General features: G+C 45.4%; 17 protein-coding genes. 8 read left to right on the top strand and 9 right to left on the bottom strand.

Annotated elements, in window-relative coordinates; all coding sequences use genetic code 11:
* Positions 1 to 6: 6 nt before the first annotated feature.
* A complete protein-coding gene (locus IM792_RS10190; protein WP_194101739.1) occupies positions 7 to 1,098 on the top strand; it encodes an acyl-CoA dehydrogenase in 1,092 nt (363 codons plus the stop codon).
* On the opposite strand, the gene IM792_RS10185 is transcribed toward IM792_RS10190, so the two are convergent.
* From IM792_RS10185 to rpmB, 7 genes are all read right to left on the bottom strand, one after another.
* Complete coding sequence (locus tag IM792_RS10185) at positions 1,091 to 2,695, bottom strand: aminopeptidase P family protein (protein WP_194101738.1); 1,605 nt, start codon at positions 2,693 to 2,695, stop codon at positions 1,091 to 1,093. The two genes, IM792_RS10190 and IM792_RS10185, sit on opposite strands and share 8 nt — an antisense overlap.
* Before the next feature lie 117 nt (positions 2,696 to 2,812).
* Complete coding sequence (gene bshC / locus IM792_RS10180) at positions 2,813 to 4,414, bottom strand: bacillithiol biosynthesis cysteine-adding enzyme BshC (protein ID WP_194101737.1); 1,602 nt, start codon at positions 4,412 to 4,414, stop codon at positions 2,813 to 2,815.
* Positions 4,415 to 4,459: 45 nt separating this feature from the next.
* Positions 4,460 to 5,797: a 30S ribosomal protein S12 methylthiotransferase RimO gene (rimO, locus tag IM792_RS10175; RefSeq protein WP_194101736.1), complete on the bottom strand. Its 1,338-nt coding sequence runs from the start codon at positions 5,795 to 5,797 to the stop codon at positions 4,460 to 4,462.
* A 111-nt stretch (positions 5,798 to 5,908) separates the two neighbouring features.
* Positions 5,909 to 6,874, bottom strand: coding sequence for a signal recognition particle-docking protein FtsY (gene ftsY / locus IM792_RS10170; protein WP_194101735.1), 966 nt, complete (start codon positions 6,872 to 6,874; stop codon positions 5,909 to 5,911).
* A 312-nt stretch (positions 6,875 to 7,186) separates the two neighbouring features.
* Complete coding sequence (locus IM792_RS10165) at positions 7,187 to 7,348, bottom strand: DUF4295 domain-containing protein (protein WP_194101734.1); 162 nt, start codon at positions 7,346 to 7,348, stop codon at positions 7,187 to 7,189.
* 65 nt (positions 7,349 to 7,413) lie between these two features.
* Positions 7,414 to 7,596 carry a 50S ribosomal protein L33 gene (rpmG, locus tag IM792_RS10160; RefSeq protein WP_194101733.1) on the bottom strand — a complete coding sequence of 61 codons (183 nt, stop codon included), beginning with the start codon at positions 7,594 to 7,596 and terminating at the stop codon, positions 7,414 to 7,416.
* Between the two features lie 72 nt (positions 7,597 to 7,668).
* Entirely contained in the window at positions 7,669 to 7,902 is a 234-nt protein-coding gene (gene rpmB / locus IM792_RS10155) for a 50S ribosomal protein L28 (RefSeq protein ID WP_194101732.1), read from the bottom strand.
* A 202-nt stretch (positions 7,903 to 8,104) separates the two neighbouring features.
* Here rpmB and acs point away from each other — a divergent pair, with 202 nt between their 5' ends.
* The gene (acs, locus tag IM792_RS10150; RefSeq protein WP_194101731.1) at positions 8,105 to 10,009 is read left to right on the top strand and encodes an acetate--CoA ligase; all 1,905 of its coding nucleotides are present in this window, start codon (positions 8,105 to 8,107) and stop codon (positions 10,007 to 10,009) included.
* Positions 10,010 to 10,652: 643 nt separating this feature from the next.
* Here the strand turns inward: acs and IM792_RS10145 are convergent.
* Positions 10,653 to 11,123 carry a DUF4293 domain-containing protein gene (locus IM792_RS10145; protein ID WP_194101730.1) on the bottom strand — a complete coding sequence of 157 codons (471 nt, stop codon included), beginning with the start codon at positions 11,121 to 11,123 and terminating at the stop codon, positions 10,653 to 10,655.
* A 141-nt stretch (positions 11,124 to 11,264) separates the two neighbouring features.
* On the opposite strand from IM792_RS10145, the gene truA reads away from it, so the two are divergent.
* Together truA and IM792_RS10135 are read left to right on the top strand one after the other, a co-directional pair.
* Entirely contained in the window at positions 11,265 to 12,041 is a 777-nt protein-coding gene (gene truA, locus IM792_RS10140; RefSeq protein ID WP_194101729.1) for a tRNA pseudouridine(38-40) synthase TruA, read from the top strand.
* 25 nt (positions 12,042 to 12,066) lie between these two features.
* Positions 12,067 to 13,926 (top strand): ABC transporter ATP-binding protein, encoded by a 1,860-nt coding sequence (locus IM792_RS10135; RefSeq protein ID WP_194101728.1) that lies wholly within the window; start codon positions 12,067 to 12,069, stop codon positions 13,924 to 13,926.
* A gap of 11 nt (positions 13,927 to 13,937) precedes the next feature.
* Here the strand turns inward: IM792_RS10135 and IM792_RS10130 are convergent, their stop codons facing one another.
* Positions 13,938 to 14,174 (bottom strand): hypothetical protein, encoded by a 237-nt coding sequence (locus IM792_RS10130; RefSeq protein WP_194101727.1) that lies wholly within the window; start codon positions 14,172 to 14,174, stop codon positions 13,938 to 13,940.
* A 226-nt stretch (positions 14,175 to 14,400) separates the two neighbouring features.
* Here IM792_RS10130 and IM792_RS10125 point away from each other — a divergent pair, with 226 nt between their 5' ends.
* From IM792_RS10125 to truB, 4 genes are all read left to right on the top strand, one after another.
* Complete coding sequence (locus IM792_RS10125; protein ID WP_194101726.1) at positions 14,401 to 15,279, top strand: permease-like cell division protein FtsX; 879 nt, start codon at positions 14,401 to 14,403, stop codon at positions 15,277 to 15,279.
* A gap of 42 nt (positions 15,280 to 15,321) precedes the next feature.
* Entirely contained in the window at positions 15,322 to 15,591 is a 270-nt protein-coding gene (locus IM792_RS10120; protein WP_194101725.1) for a DUF3098 domain-containing protein, read from the top strand.
* Complete coding sequence (locus tag IM792_RS10115) at positions 15,591 to 16,385, top strand: undecaprenyl-diphosphate phosphatase (protein ID WP_194101967.1); 795 nt, start codon at positions 15,591 to 15,593, stop codon at positions 16,383 to 16,385. Before IM792_RS10120 ends, IM792_RS10115 begins: the two co-directional genes overlap by 1 nt.
* A gap of 72 nt (positions 16,386 to 16,457) precedes the next feature.
* A complete protein-coding gene (truB, locus tag IM792_RS10110) occupies positions 16,458 to 17,177 on the top strand; it encodes a tRNA pseudouridine(55) synthase TruB (protein ID WP_194101724.1) in 720 nt (239 codons plus the stop codon).
* The last annotated feature ends 68 nt before the right edge of the window (positions 17,178 to 17,245 follow it).

The following is a 17,245-nucleotide window of genomic DNA, read 5'->3' as shown; positions in this document are numbered from 1 at the left end:
TTACCTATGCATCCATCTACATTATTAAAACCCGAATGGGTTGATATTATACGCCGCCATGTGCCGGAAGCGGAAAAGACGGGCAAGCTGCACCCGGTGCAATTAGCGCTGGTGCATGAGCAGGGCTGGTTCAAGTTTTTGGTACCTGCCGCTTATGCAGGCCTCGAACTTAACCTGCCCGATCAGGTGCGTTTAGAGGAAAGCCTGGCTTGGGTCAACGGTAGTTTGGGCTGGGTGGTAACGCTGTGCAGTGGTGCGGGTTGGTTTGGTGGGTTTATTGAGCCTGATGCCGCCGGGGACATATTCGCTAACCCGCAACTTTGCCTGGCGGGCAGCGGCGCGCCAAGTGGTACTGCAACTATTACCGAGGATGGCTACATCATCAACGGCGAGTGGAAATATGCCAGCGGTATACAACATGCCACGCACGTAACTGCCAACTGCGTAATAAAGCAAGGCGACGAAACGGTGTTGAATGAGGATGGTTCTCCGTTGATATTGCCCTTTGTTTTTAACCGCGAGGATGTCAATATACAATCGGCATGGAAATATGTGGGTATGATGTGTACCGGCAGCGATGCTTACCGGGTAGATAACCTTTTTGTACCTGCTAACCGTTGCTTTAAAATAGATGCTTCGGCAGCTAAGGTTGACGGCGCGTTGTATTATTATCCCTTTATGCAATTAGCCGAGGCTACCCTTACCGCCAATATGAGCGGCTTGGCCATTCACTTTACCGATCTGTGCGAAACCTTGTTTGCCGATAAACCCTTTCGCGGGCGGTATAATGCTGTGCAGCAGCAAAAAGTGCAGCAGTTGTTGCAGGTAAGTGTAGAAAAGCTGAACAATGCACGTGCTGATTTTTACCAGGCGGTTGATGCATCGTGGCAGGCTGTGAGCCAAAAGGCTGATAGTGCCAAAGAGTTAAAGGCCGTGAGCACCACAGCGCATACCTTAGCTACTCTTGCGCGAAATGTGGTAGACGAGCTATACCCTTACTGCGGATTAATAGCCGCCAACCCCGATACCGAAATTAACCAGGTATGGCGCGATCTGCATACGGCAAGCCAGCACAGTTTGTTTACCTTTTCTACTTGATAGCAGGGAGGTTAACAGCATCAAAAATACTTTTTTGGGCAGCCATTTTTTCAACGTCCTGCCAGGTACGAGGGGCATCGGCCGATAGGTTGGTGCCTTTCTCTTTGCCGATCAATATGTCGTCCTCAATACGGACGCCAATGTTCCACCATTTTTTATCGCACTCGCTACCCGCAGGTATATAAATGCCCGGCTCAACGGTTATCACCATGTTCTCTTTCAGCTCGCCGCTGTAGTCACCCTTATCGTGCACATCAAGCCCCAGGTGGTGCGATACGCCATGCGGGTAATATTTACGCAGATCGGCCTCGGTTTTTATGATGCCTAATTTTATAAGTCCGGCGGCAAGTACTTCACCTGTTTTCTTTTCCAGATCGGCATAAGGTACACCGGCCTTGCAAAGCTTAAAAACTTCTTCCTGCGCATCATAAACCAGTTGGTAAATGGCCTTTTGTTCTTCGCTGAATTTGCCGTTGGCCGGTATGGTGCGGGTAACATCGGCCGAGTAGCCATGATATTCGGCACCCACATCAAGCAGCACCAGTTGATTATCTAACTTCATGGCGCTGTTTTCTTCGTAGTGTAAAATACAGCCGTTGCCGCCCACACCTATAATTGGCGGATAGCCTTCATCCTCGGCACCGTATTTTTTATGCACGTAAAGCAGTATGCCCTCCAACTCCCGTTCGGACATGGTTGGCTTTACCGCACGCATCACCTCAGCATGCGCAATGCTCGATAGTGCTACCGATTTTTTAAGCAACACCAATTCCTCGGGAGTTTTAACACCACGCAGCGCCAAGGTAAAATTCTGGAAGTTTTGCATGCCGCCCAACAGTGCTTTTATTTTGGCCTTGGCATCCTGTAACGATGCTGCATCGGGCTTGGCTATCAGTTGTTGTATAATGGGGCTGTTTTTGTAAGCCTCTTTTTCCAGTTTTGGCTTCAGGTAGGCAACAACCCGGGGCATCAGCTCAGGCGTGGCACGCTCGTACAAAAAGCCCAGATCGCCTGATAGTTCACTATCAATGGTAGGCGCGTTTACTTTTTCTTTAAAGGATTTGATCAATCCGGCCAGTTCACCGGTAGCATCAGCAGGCAGGCCATCATATATTACCTCGCTGAATTTTTTGAAGTCGATAGGGAAACCCGCGAAAGCTTCGCTGTTGTAGGCACGTTTAAAACCAAGCTTGGTCTTAGCCCCATCAACACCCAGGCGTTTACCGGTCCATATTTCGCGGGAGGCATCGCGCTTGCGTACAAAAAGCACTTCGTTGTAAGCACTGTCGCCGGCACCTTGCATATCCTTAAATATCAGCAAGGCGGCATCAGGTTCCTTATATCCCGAAAAATAATACAGGTCAGGATTGGCATGATACACATAGTTCACATCGTTGGAGAAAACACGCTCAGGGTAAGCAAATATTACCGTTACCGAGTTGGCGGGCATCATATCGCGCAGTGCCTGTCGCCTAACCGCATGGAACGACGCGCTCAGGTAATCAGTAGGTGACTTATCAGTAGTTTGGGCGATGGCTTGTACAGCGCCAATACCTGCTATAGCTAATGTTAAAATTGCTTTGCCGAGGAGTTTCATTGTTGGTGTGATAATGTGTTGGATATTACAGGCATGAATATACAATTAATAAATTCACTCCATAATATCTCCCGGCTTAATTTGTTAAAGCCAAAACATCATCACTAAAAGAAAATCTTACTCCGATAGGATAGTAAACCTGAAATCCAGCGGTTCAAAGTGTTTTATCAGCTCATCAATAAATTCCTGACCCCATTTTACATAGAACAATCCGAAATTCTCGGCACGTTCCTGTAAACTGTTTTTAGGAAATAGCTCGGCCTTGATGTGCTCTACCTGCTCCAGGCGGATATGGTAATTAGCACGTTCGGCTTTTACCATCTTTTTCTCCAGGTTATCAATGGCATGCTTAAGTCGTGCACTTACGGCCTCGGTTGATGGGGCAAGGGTTGGGTCGATCTTGTAGGCGCGTAGTTTTATCTTCTCAAAAATGGATTTTAGTTCGCGCCATTCTTCGTTTAGCGATAGGGTATGTTCGCTGTGTTTTTTTACCCAGTTATTCTTTATCAGGTCGGCAGACTTAAATATATCCACCGGCGAGAGCTCCATCTGGCCTATCTTGGCCGATATGCGTTTAGGGATCACCAGGCCCGAGTTTCGCAATATCAGTATCGGGAAGTCGACACCGTAATGGTCAAAGTTAGCTTTCAGTTCGAGCCAGTAAACCACCTCGGCACCACCGCCAATGTAGGCTATGTTAGGCAAAATACACTCCTGGTAAAGCGGGCGCATTACTACATTCGGACTAAAACGCTCGGCATGGTCAGCTACTTCGGTTTTCAACTCAGCCTCGCTGAAGGCTATCTCCGTATTTAAAACCTTGTAGGCGTCGCCCTCAAATACTATACGCTCGCGCAAGCCATCCAGCAGGTAAAAAAAGTTGATCTCGCGTGGGTTAACCTGTATGCCAACACCCAGTTTTTCTAATTCCTGATTGGTGGCGCTGATATGTTTAAAGCTGTTTTGCTCAATGATGTCGCGCTCAATAATTGGCGCGAATTGTTTTTTAAAGGCGATATCATCCGCGTCAATAACCACCAAACCGTACTGACCGAACAAGGCGTTCACTAAATAGCGGGTAGCATCGGCCAGTTTATCAAAGCCGGTGTAGGCCTTTTCAACTATTTGCGCTAATGGCAGGGCATGGTTTTCCAAACCCAAAACACCCTTATATTGGTTAAGCGCCTGACGCATACTATCCGGATTAATGCGGCCTGTAGCGCCTGATGCCTCGTACCACCAGTGTACTTTTTTGCCGCCTATGTTGGTATAGTTTATCTCGGCAAAATCATGGTCCTCACTGGCCATCCAGTAAACGGGCACAAAGTTTTTATCAGGAAATTGGGCTTTTAGTTGTTGAGTAAGCTTAATGGCGGTAACTATCTTATAGATAAAATACAGCGGCCCCGCGAAAATATTAAGCTGATGGCCCGTAGTTACGGTATACGTATCGGCCGATGAAAGTTCTTTTACACGTTCAAGCGGTGTGCGGGTCAGCTCGCCGTCAATATGGGTAATTGCGTTGTACTGGCGGGTAAGCACATCAACCAATACCTGCCTGTCGGCAGTTACGGTTTTAGCGGCCAGCAGTTTGGCAAAGCCGTCCATATCCGGGCGGTAGCCATAAAACGGACGAAGCGCCGGGGCATCGTCCACGTAATCAATAACCGTTTGCGAAAAGAAACCGGTATCCTTATAGCTGATACAGTTAGCATCCATCAGCCCAAAAGTAAACGATTAGGTTAAAAGAACCGAAAGTTTAATTTATTTTACAATCTGTCCATAAAGGTCGAAGTCCTCGGCATTGTCAATTTTAACGTTAACAAAGCCACCAACGGTTGCATAATCAACATTAGCATCAATCAACACCTCGTTATCCACCTCGGGCGAATCAAACTCGGTACGGCCAACAAAATAGCCGCCATCCTTTTTGTCTATCAGTACTTTATAGGTATTGCCAATCTTCTCCTGGTTTTTCTCGAATGATATGCCCTGCTGAATTTCCATAATGGCATCGGCGCGTTCCTGTTTTACTTCATCAGGTACATCATCAACCAGTGTATGGGCATGTGTTTTTTCTTCGTGCGAATAGGTGAAACAACCCAAACGATCAAAGCGGGTATCTTCAACCCATTGGGCCATTTCTTCAAAATCCTGCACGGTTTCGCCAGGGTAGCCGGTTATCAGGGTGGTACGCAAAGCGATGTTAGGCACCCTGTCGCGTATCTCACTCACCAGGTCGATGGTTTTTTGTTTGGTGATACCACGACGCATTGATTTTAGCATGTTATCCGTAATATGCTGCAATGGCATATCCAGATATTTGCAGATGTTTTCGCGCTCGTTCATCACATCCAGCACTTCCATCGGGAAACCCGAAGGGTAGGCATATTGCAGCCTGATCCATTCGATGCCGTTAACATCCGACAGGCGGCGCAGCAATTCGTCCAGATTACGTTTGCCGTATAGGTCAAGGCCATAATAGGTCAAATCCTGGGCTATCAGTATTAATTCCTTAGTGCCGTTTTTGGCCAGGTTTTTAGCCTCGGTAACTAACTCGTCAATAGGTTTGGTAACATGCTTTCCGCGCATCAGCGGGATGGCGCAAAATGAACACGGACGGTTACAACCCTCAGCAATTTTAAAGTAAGCGAAATGAGATGGCGTGGTCAGCAAACGCTCACCTATTAACTCATGGCGATAGTTGGCGCCAATGGTAGTCAATACATCCTTAAGATCATTAGTACCAAAGTAGGCATCAATATTAGGTATCTCGGCCTGAAGCTCGGGCTTATAACGTTCGGACAGGCATCCGGTAACAATAACCTTACCCACTTTGCCCTGCTCCTTAAGCTCGCTGTATTGTAGTATGGTATCGATAGATTCCTGCTTGGCGTTATCAATAAAACCGCAGGTGTTGATCACCACAATATCATTACTGCTTACCTTATCGGCCTCATGCACCACATCAAAAGCATTGCCCTTAAGCTGCCCCATCAAAACTTCCGAATCGTAGATGTTTTTAGAGCAACCTAATGTAACTACGTTCACACGCGGTTTACTTATTGATTTTACCTGTCTGTTAATTTCCTTAGTCTTCATATTGCCAACCCGTCATTGCGAGGAACGAAGCAATCTCTTTTACTACTTGTCATTTAATGCGAGGTTGAGATTGCTTCGTCGTACCTCCTCGCAATGACTTTATATTATTATTTAGCTTTTAAACAAGCTATCTACAAAACTCTTGCGATCAAACAATTGCAGATGATCCATTGCTTCGCCTACACCGATGTATTTAACCGGTATCTTGAACTGGTCGGATATACCGATAACCACACCGCCTTTGGCTGTGCCATCGAGTTTGGTGAGGGCTAAGGCGTTAACTGCCGTTGCCTCGGTAAACTGCTTGCATTGCTCAATGGCGTTTTGGCCGGTTGAGGCATCAAGCACCAGTAATATTTCGTGCGGGGCACCGGGTACCACCTTTTGCATTACGTTCTTGATCTTGGTCAACTCGTTCATCAGGCCTACCTTGTTGTGTAAACGACCGGCGGTATCAATAATAGCAACATCATCACCGTTTGATACTGCCGAACGCAGAGTATCATAAGCTACAGATGCCGGGTCAGACCCCATGGCCTGTGCCACTACCTTTACGCCAACGCGCTCACCCCAAAGTTTGATCTGGTCAACCGCCGCCGCGCGGAAGGTATCCGCAGCGCCCAGCACTACCTGGTTGCCCGCTTGCTTTAGCTTGTGAGCCAGTTTGCCGATGGTAGTGGTTTTGCCTACGCCGTTAACGCCAACCACCATAATTACATAAGGTTTATGGCTGCCGTATTCAAAGCTGGCAAAATCGTTACTGTTGTTTTCGGCAAGCAGTTGCTGTATCTCATCGCGCAGCAGGGTATTAAGCTCAGATGTATTTACATACTTATCGCGCGCTACACGTGCCTGTATACGATCAATTATTTTAAGGGTTGTGCTAACACCAACGTCTGATGTTACGAGCACTTCTTCCAGATCGTCAAGCACATCATCATCAACGGTTGATTTACCGGCGATGGCCTTGGTTATTTTGGAGAAGAAATTGTCCTTGGTTTTTTCAAGCCCGGTGTCAAGCGCTTCCTGTTCCTGTACGGTATTTTCTTTTTTCTTGAAGAAATCAAATAAACCCATAATTATATGCAGATATTGATTATTTGCAAATATGCAGATATGTAAATGTGCAGATTAAAAGCTAAAAATGCGCAACCTGCAAAAATCTTTACATTACAGCCATACAGCTTTAATGCTGATTTGTGTCCCTTCCGTACGCCATGTGTCATGCTGAGCCTGTCGAAGCATTCCATCACCTCACCGCTTTCAATAAAGCTTGTGATTACATCTGCATATCCGCACATCTCCTCATCTACTTCCGGTACAACAAAAAAAGCCCTCTCGTTAAATACAAGACGGCTTCTGTAGCTTATCAGAACGTAAGGGAACGAATTAAGCTTTAGCTTCGTTAATAGCGTCCTTAACGTGATCGTTGTGTACGATAAGTTCTTTGAAAGTGTAAGCACCTGTTTTTGGTGATTTAACCGCGGTGATCACTTTAGAATATTCTTTGCCTTTACCTGTTTTCAGGGTTGCAACTACTTTCTTTGCCATCTCTGTTTAATTTTATGCTGATAAAACATGCCGATAATAGGAACCGGCAAATGCTATCAAGCTAATTACTTAATCTCTTTGTGAACTGTTACTTTACGCAGAACAGGGTTGAATTTTTTTAGTTCAAGCCTTTCAGTTGTATTTTTTTTGTTCTTGTTGGTAATGTAGCGAGACATGCCTGGCAAGCCGCTTTCTTTGTGCTCAGTGCACTCCAGTATTACCTGAACTCTGTTGCCTTTTTTAGCCATGGTATTTTTATATTATGGTATTAGCTACTTACTGCAAATAAATGCAGGCAGCTTGTTACCAAGTTCAATCTATTAAATGTAACCTTTTTTAACAAACTTGTTTATACAAGCGGTTATACCATTTTTGCTGATGGTTTTAACAGCAGAAGTAGATACCTTTAAGGTTATCCATTTATCTTCTTCAGGGATGTAAAACTTTTTAAGTTTTAAGTTAGGATAAAATTTACGCTTGGTTTTAACGTTCGAGTTTGAAACGTTGTTACCGTTCATATATCCTTTACCTGTTAAATCACAAATTCTTGACATGACAATTCGTATTAATTACAACCTCTGTTTTAAAGAGGAGTGCAAATATCTGAATTTTTTGATTAACAGGCAATAGTGATGTGGAAAATTTTTAAAAATCTTTATAATCAACACAAAAGCATGTTGAAAAATGTATTTTAGGCGGCATTAGTTAACCCCGTGGCTAATTATATTTTGTAACCAATTTTAACTTTTTAAACCAATGAAGATCACTTCGTTTGAGCAATACGAGCAAGCGTACAAGCAAAGCGTTGAACAGCCAGAGCAATTTTGGGCCGGTGTTGCTGAGAATTTTACATGGAAAATGAAATGGGACAAGGTTCTGGAATGGAACTTTAAAGACCCTGATGTTAAATGGTTTAACGGGGCCAAACTTAATATTACCGAGAACTGCCTCGACCGCCATCTGGAAAAAAATGCCGACACCCCGGCCATCATCTGGGAACCTAATGACCCAAGTGAAGATTTCAGGATACTTACCTACAAGCAACTGCACGATAAGGTGTGCCAGTTTGCCAACGTACTAAAAAACAACGGCGCCAAAAAAGGCGACCGTATATGTATATATATGCCGATGGTACCCGAGCTGGCTATTTCAGTTTTGGCCTGTGCCCGTATCGGCGCTATACACTCGGTAGTTTTTGGCGGCTTTTCAGCCCAATCCATTGCCGACAGGATAAAGGATGCGGATTGCAATATCGTGATCACATCTGACGGAGCTTACCGCGGCAATAAGGATATCCAAATGAAGAACGTGATTGACGATGCGCTGGTTCAGTGCCCGTCGGTTAAGCGTACCATCGTGTTAACACGTACACACACACCGGTATCAATGATCAAGGGGCGTGATGTTTGGTGGGAAGATGAGATCAAAAAAGTTGAAACACAAGGTAATCCCGAATGCCCTGCCGAGGAAATGGATGCCGAGGATATGCTTTTCATCCTGTACACATCGGGCTCAACCGGTAAACCTAAGGGTGTGGTACATACCTGCGGTGGCTACATGGTTTACGCGGGATATACCTTCGCCAATGTATTTCAATATAATCCGGGCGAAGTTTACTTCTGTACAGCTGATATTGGTTGGATAACCGGACACTCGTACATTGTTTACGGGCCGCTATCGCAAGGGGCAACCACGCTGATGTTTGAGGGCGTGCCTACCTTTCCGGATGCAAGTCGCCTGTGGCAGATAACCGAAAAGCATAAGGTTAACATTTTATATACCGCGCCAACGGCAATACGCTCGCTAATGGGTTTCGGGCCTGATTATTTGAAAGGTCACGATCTAAGCTCGCTTAAAAAGCTGGGATCGGTAGGGGAGCCAATTAACGAGGAAGCCTGGCATTGGCTGGATGATAACATAGGCCATAACAAATGCCCTATAGTTGATACCTGGTGGCAAACCGAAACCGGCGGCATCATGATAACCCCGATAGCGGGCGTTACCCCAACCAAACCAGGCTATGCCACTTTACCACTACCGGGTATACAACCAGTTTTGGTTGATGAGAACGGCAAGGAGATAGAAGGCAACGGCGTTAGCGGTAACCTATGTATCAAATTCCCGTGGCCGGGCATACTGCGCACCACCTACGACGATCACGAGCGTTGCCGCACCACCTACTTCGCTACTTACGATAACCTGTACTTTACCGGCGATGGCTGCCTGCGCGATGATGATGGTTACTACCGCATTACCGGCAGGGTTGATGATGTACTCAATGTATCAGGTCACCGCATTGGTACTGCCGAGGTTGAGAATGCTATCAATATGCACAGCAGCGTAGTTGAATCGGCCGTGGTAGGTTACCCGCACGATATTAAGGGGCAAGGTGTTTACGCCTATGTGGTTAGTCCGGATATGCACGAAAACCCCGAGCTTACCCGTAAGGATATCATCATGACGGTATCACGCATTATCGGTCCGATTGCCAAGCCTGATAAAATTCAGTTTGTAAGCGGATTGCCCAAAACACGATCAGGCAAGATCATGCGCCGCATACTGCGTAAAATAGCCGAAGGCGATACCTCCAATCTGGGTGATACCTCAACATTGCTTGACCCTGCGGTGGTTGAAGAAATAAAGCAGGGGGCTTTGAAGTAAACGCCTTTTTCTTGAGGGTGAAACCCACCTAAATCCTCCCCGAGGGGGAGGACTTTAAAACCACGCAATGACGCGTTTTTCTATTGCATTATCCCACTTGTCATTTCGAGCGATAGCGAGAAATCTGCACGCGTTTAATAGCAAAGCGACAGATTTCTCCTCGTACCTCGTTCGAAATGACATTATTTTAAAGTCCTCCCCCCGGGGAGGATTTAGGTGGGGTTAAAAAGCGCGTAGGCCTGGCAGAAAACCGGGCCAGGGAGTATGGCCTTGTGGGCGGAAGGTTTTTTCTGCCTTGATGTTTGGTTACTTTGCATCTAAGGTAAAGTAACTGGCCTCTGCGGCCAAGAGCAGACTGACGATTGTAAAAGCACAATCACCTAACAAAAGCACTGTCTTAAAGCCGCTTCATTACCTGTTCTAAATTTCTTTTGAGCGATCAAAAGAAACAAAAATCGCCGGCTACGCCCTGCCCGGTGAAAGTTTGTGCTTTGGCAGGGCTTGTGCTGTTCCGGGCATTTCTGATGCCGGTGAGATAGTTTATTTACGGTTTGTGCTTTTTGTATTTTTGCGGAGATCAACATTAAACAGACAAGGCGGGAATGATCATTTCCGCCCTGTCTGTTTTTATAAGTTTCAGTATCTATCGTAACCTATCAGCCGATCTTACCAGCTTTTCATCACGCTGTATGGCGCGTAGGGCGAAGATCATCAATATAATGGCTATCGAACTCAGGAACATGCCGATGCCCATGTTGGCAAAATCAATTTGTAAACCACCCGGAACAACGCCTTTTACTGTTTGCGCCATCCAGAAGCTGTAACCAATAATTACCAATATAGCGCTGTAACATAGTGCTACCTGCTGCTTGCGTTTTTTGTAGAAGAAGATGATGAGCGTAGGTAAAATAGCTACCGGGGCGGCAAGTATCTTCACGGCTATAAACTCAATGGTGTACTTGGTGCCATCGGCTAATTGCTGGTATACGCCTTGTATGCTCACGTTTGATATGGTGCCGTTAATATTTACATTGTTAATAAGCGGAAAAACGTATAAGCCAAACAGTACCAGCGTGGCTAAAAAAAGATAGATGGATTGTATGCGTTGTATCATGTTGGGAAAAAATGAATAGGTTATGTTTAACCTACGCAGCAAAGATAAAATTGTTTAAATAATAGCCTGAGTTTTATTTGTAAACAAGAGTTTACTTCGTGCAGATTAATATCCGTATAAACAATTACTACCTTTGCCAGCGTGACCACCCAACGTTACTTTATTGAATTGGCTTATGACGGTACGCGTTATCATGGTTGGCAAATACAGCCCAACGCGGTAACCGTGCAGGAGCTTTTGAACAAGGCGCTCAGCACCGTACTGCGCCAGCCCATTGATACCACCGGCTGCGGCCGTACAGATACCGGTGTGCACGCCACAGAGTTCTTCGTGCATTTTGACCTTCAGTTATCTGAGGAAAATGCCGCAAAAACTCCCCCTTCAGGGGGCTGGGGGGCTCGCCTGAACGCCCTCTTGCCAACCGATATCGCCATAAAAAATATAATGCCTGTACATATTGATGCCCATGCGAGGTTTGATGCCACGCTGCGGTCGTATCAGTATCATATCCACTTTAACAAAGACCCGTTCAGGCATAATTATTCGTGGCTGATAAAGGACAGGCCGGATATCGGGCTGATGAATGAGGCGGCGAAGATCATTATGGAATATATTGATTTTAGCTGTTTCAGTAAATCGAACACACAGGTAAAAACCAATAATTGCAGGATTAGCAGGGCTGAATGGGTGGAAACGGATGGGGGGATTGTATTCCATATTTCGGCCGACCGTTTTTTACGTAACATGGTGCGGGCTATTGTTGGCACGCTGATGCAGGTTGGTCGTAAGGCTATTGAGCCTGAAGATGTACGAGCCATTATTGAAAGCAAAAACCGTAGCGAAGCCGGAACATCGGTACCTGCATGCGGTTTGTATTTAACAGAGGTGAAATATCCATATTTAGCCCCTAACCCCTAAAAGGGGAATTTATTGAACCACCAACATGAAATTGTTTAAGATATTCAAACGATCAAAAGCCACTCCTTCAGGGGGCGGGGGTAGCGTTACCGGAAAAGCGCTCGACTGGCAATTGCTGGGTAGGGTGATGGGGTATGTTAAGCCTTATCGTACTACGTTTGTGGTATCGGTGGTGCTTACCATTTTTTTGGCGGTGATAGCGCTGGCGCAACCCATATTGATCGAAAAAACGCTGGATAATCATATTGTCACCGGCGATTATGATGGCTTGGTATTTATGGTGGGTTTGATGCTGGCTCAATTGGTAATTCAAACTGTGGCGCAGTATTACCAAACTTACCTTACAAGTGCCTTGGGACAATCGGTTATCCGCGATCTGCGGATTGATGTATTTAACCACATCACCACCCTACGTTTAAAATATTTTGACCGTACTCCTATCGGGATGCTGATCACCCGTACCGTGTCTGATCTGGAAACCATTGCCGATATTTTTGCTGAGGGCTTGATCTCCATCATGGGCGATATGTTACTACTCATCGCTATCATAGCTTACATGTTCTCGCAGGATTGGAAGCTGGCGCTGGTTACTTTGCTGCCAATGCCCTTGCTGATATTGGCAACATCTATATTTAAGGAAGCCATTAAGTCGGCTTTTCAGGAGGTGCGCACACAGGTAGCGCAATTGAATACTTTTTTGCAGGAGCATATATCGGGCGTTAGCGTTATACAATACTTTGCCCGAGAGGAGCAGGAATTCCGCAAATTCAACGACGTTAACAAAAAACACCGCGACGCGCACATCCGCAGTAACTGGTCGTATTCTATTTTCTTCCCTGTGATTGAGATATTGTTTGCCGTTTGCATGGGTTTGCTGGTTTGGTATGGCTGTAAACGTATACTAACCGATGAGCAGATCAATTCCATCTCGGCATCAAAACAAGGTATTACAACCGGTACCATAGTGGCTTTTATTACGCTGCTTAACCTATTGTTCAGGCCGATAAGGCAGTTGGCCGATAAGTTCAATACCCTGCAAATGGGTATGGTTGGTGCCGACCGTATTTTTAAAGTACTTGATACCGATGAGGTAGCCGAAAATAAAGGCGAGCTTAAACCGACGGTGCTGAATGGCGATATCCGTTTTGATAAGGTATGGTTTGCTTATAATGATGATAATTGGGTGCTAAAAAACATCAGTTTTCATGTTAAGTCCGGCGAAACACTGGCACTGGTAGGCGCTACGGGTGCGGGCAAATCATCAACCATAAATATACTTAACCGTTTTTACGAGATAGGCCAGGGCGAGGTAACTATTGACGGGCAGGACCTAAAAAACTATGAAGTAAATTACCTGCGTTCGCGCATTGCCACGGTTATACAGGATGTGTTTCTGTTTAGCGATACCATTGCCAATAACATCAGCCTGAACAACCCATCCATCACCCGCGAACAGGTTATTGCCGCGGCTAAGGATGTTGGCGCGCACGATTTTATTGAACGCTTGCCGGGCGGCTATGATTATAATGTGCAGGAACGTGGTGCCACCTTATCGGCAGGGCAGGCGCAGCTGATATCTTTTATCCGTGCTTTGGTGTACGATCCGGCTATTCTGGTGTTGGATGAAGCAACTTCATCGGTTGATACCGAAACTGAGCATCTGATACAAAACGCCATCCAGAAACTGATGCAGGGTCGTACGGCTATTGTGATAGCCCACCGCCTTTCGACCATACAAAACGCTGATAATATTATTGTGCTTGATCATGGTGAGATAAAGGAAATGGGTACGCACCAGCAACTGCTACGTATTGAGGGTGGATATTACCGCAAACTTTACGATCTGCAATTAAATTCATCAGGCATTACCCGGGATATTTCGTGATAGTGGCGTAATTAATCAGGCTGCACCTGGCCTTTGTCCATTCCTTTTTCCGCAGGCGGATTTTTTACAGGATCAACAGGCTGTTCTTCCTTTTCGCGTTCTTTGGCAATGTTCTCCTGTTGGGGCTCATCGCCTTTATAGGTTTTATCTTCCTTCTTTTTCACGGCTTCGTTACCGTCATCGGCAGGTCTGTGGGTAGGCGTGTCTGATGGGGATGGTTTTTGATGGTCGTTTGCTGGCTTTGTCATGTTATAATAAACAGGCGTTATAATATATTGTTTATGCAGGGCGGGCAATTAACAGGGGTGGTATCACGTTAATTTTTGTTAAACTGGGCCGGTTGTAGGGTAATAGCTTATTTAATAACATATAAACTTTTACCTTTATGGCAGGTTTGTTAATTTCGCCAGTGTGGTATTGTGTAATGTTGCAATGCCGCCTATGTAAAAACACCACAAAATCTGTTAGTAATAAATGGAAGAATTTGAAGCAAGCGCGTCGGCACAAAAAACCAAATCGATATACATATCAACCGTATTTGGTTTGGCCATGGTATTATTAATGGTTGGTTTGCTGGGTTTAATACTGGTACATGCCAACAACCTTTCGCGCTACGTGAAGGAGAATATCGTACTTAATATATTTGTTGACGAATCGGCACACGAGCCTGATGTACTTGAGCTGCAAAAACAGCTTGAAAGCAACGTAATGGTAAAGCAAACCCAATACGTAACTAAGGAGCTTGCCGCCATGCACCTTAAAAAAGATCTGGGTGAGGATTTTGTGAAGTTTCTGGGTTATAACCCACTTTCGGGCTCACTGGATGTATACCTGAAGGCCGACTACACCAACAACGCCAGCATCGAAAAATTTACGGCCACCCTGCTTAAAAATCCATTGGTAAAAGAGGTTAAGTACCAGCAATCACTGGTTGATGATATGAATAACAATATCACCTCTATCAGCTTGGTTATCCTGGCCTTCGCGGGCATATTCGTGGTGGTATCAGTAGCGTTGATCAATAACACCATCAGGCTGGCCATTTACTCGCAAAGGTTCCTGATCAAATCAATGCAGCTGGTGGGTGCTACCAAAATTTTTATACGCAAGCCTTTTATAGTGTATGGCATATGGCATGGCCTGTTAGGCGGCTTAATAGCCATCATTATTTTAATGGGCACCCTGTACTTTGCCCAGATGCAGATACCTGACCTTGTGGTGCTGCAAAACTACACCGAATTCGGCTTAATATTTTTAGGAGTTATAGGCCTGGGGGTATTTATATCAGGCTTTAGTACTTATTTGGCTGTTAACAGGTTTTTACGTTTAAAAATTTACCAGCTATACCGTTAATCAACTATAATCTATCACTCAATAAAAAAATTACAATAAAGCATGGCACAACAACCAGCAAAACCGGCTACCACTTTCAGGGCCGCGACAAAAACCACACAGCCCGATACACCTGTTAACTTTATCTTTAATAAAGATAATTACGTGATGTTTATTATAGCTATTGCCATTGTGGCCATAGGTTTTGTGCTGATGGCCGGTACTACCGATATTTACAGCACCACTAAAATTGTTGTTGCACCCGTGGTTGTGCTTGCAGGCTTTGGAGTAGGGTTTTACGCTATACTACGTAAACCGGCAACCAAGGCATGATCAATATGATACATGTCATCATCCTCGCTATTATCGAGGGGTTGACAGAGTTTTTACCCGTATCATCAACCGGGCACATGATCATTGCGTCATCAGCAATGGGCATCGCTTCTGATCCTTTTATCAAGCTGTTTACCATTGTCATACAATTAGGCGCCATCCTGTCGGTAGTGGTATTATATTTCAAGCGCTTTTTTCAGTCGACCAGGTTTTACTTTAAGCTGTTGGTGGCCTTTATACCGGCCGCAGTATTTGGCTATTTGTTGAGCGATACTATCGATCAGTTGCTTGAAAGCGCCCTGACAGTAGGTATTACCCTGTTTTTGGGTGGTATTGTGTTGCTGTTTGTTGATAAGTGGTTTAATAGCCCTGTAGTCACCAAAGAAGAAGATATAAGCTTCCCGACAGCATTAAAGATTGGCTTTTTCCAGTGCCTGGCCATGATTCCGGGTATGTCGCGCTCGGCATCAACCATTATTGGCGGCATGACGCAGAAGCTTAGTCGTACAGCTGCTGCCGAGTTCTCGTTCTTTTTGGCCGTACCAACCATGTTTGCCGCAACCGGCAAAAAACTGCTGGACTACTATAAAGATGGCCACAGCTTTACCGGCGACGAGGTTAAACTAATGGTTATAGGTAACGTAGTGGCGTTTGTAGTTGCTATGTTGGCCATACGAACCTTTATTAGTTTTTTAGAGCGTAAGGGCTTTAAGCTGTTCGGCTGGTACCGCATTGTGGTTGGAGGTATTATTATAGCCCTGTACCTGAGCGGCCATAACCTGGAAGTGATTTAAAATAAATTACCGATATTTGTATTAAATAGCGATGGGTGTTTATCCATCGCTATTTTTGTTAGATAGTATTACGTGAAAGAGAATTATACCAACATAAATGAATTTGCCGAGGGTCAACTGCTGTTGATCAATAAGCCTTACAAATGGACGAGCTTTGACGTGGTAGGCAAGCTGCGCAACGCCTTTAAGCCGCTAAAGCTAAAGGTAGGCCACGCCGGTACGCTTGATCCGCTGGCTACGGGGCTGCTCATTATCTGCACCGGTAAAATGACCAAGCAGATAGACACCTTTCAGGCCGAGGAAAAAGAGTACACCGGTACTATGGTGCTGGGTGCCACAACCCCATCGTACGATATGGAAACCGAGGTTGACCAAACTTTCGATATCAGCGATATATCCATTGAAGGTATGCGCGCGGCTTTGGGGCAATTCATCGGTACTATTCAACAATATCCGCCGGCGCATTCAGCCATTAAAATTGACGGGGAGCGGTTGTACGAAAAAGCCCGCCGTGGCGAGGAGGTAGAACGCCGTGCCCGTGAAGTTACCATTGCCGAGTTTGAACTGACCCGCATTGAACTGCCTGAAGTTGATTTTAGGGTAACATGCAGCAAGGGTACCTACATACGTTCGCTGGTGCACGATTTTGGCGCTGCCCTTGGTAATGGCGCTTACCTATCGCGCTTGCGCCGTACCCGCAGCGGTAATTTTAAAATAGAGGATGCCCGCGAGGTTATGGAGATGGTGAACATCATCCGCGACCTGAAGAACAGCGAACAAGTGGCCGAATAGTTGCAGGCTAATATTGCAATTATGTTACCATTAACATTATCTATCAGTAAGGCTATCAATTACATTTG

Source organism: Mucilaginibacter sp. JRF (assembly GCF_015223065.1).
Lineage (GTDB): Bacteria > Bacteroidota > Bacteroidia > Sphingobacteriales > Sphingobacteriaceae > Mucilaginibacter.
The sequence above is the reverse complement of the archived record's forward strand: the minus strand, read 5'-3'. Positions and strand labels throughout refer to the sequence as shown.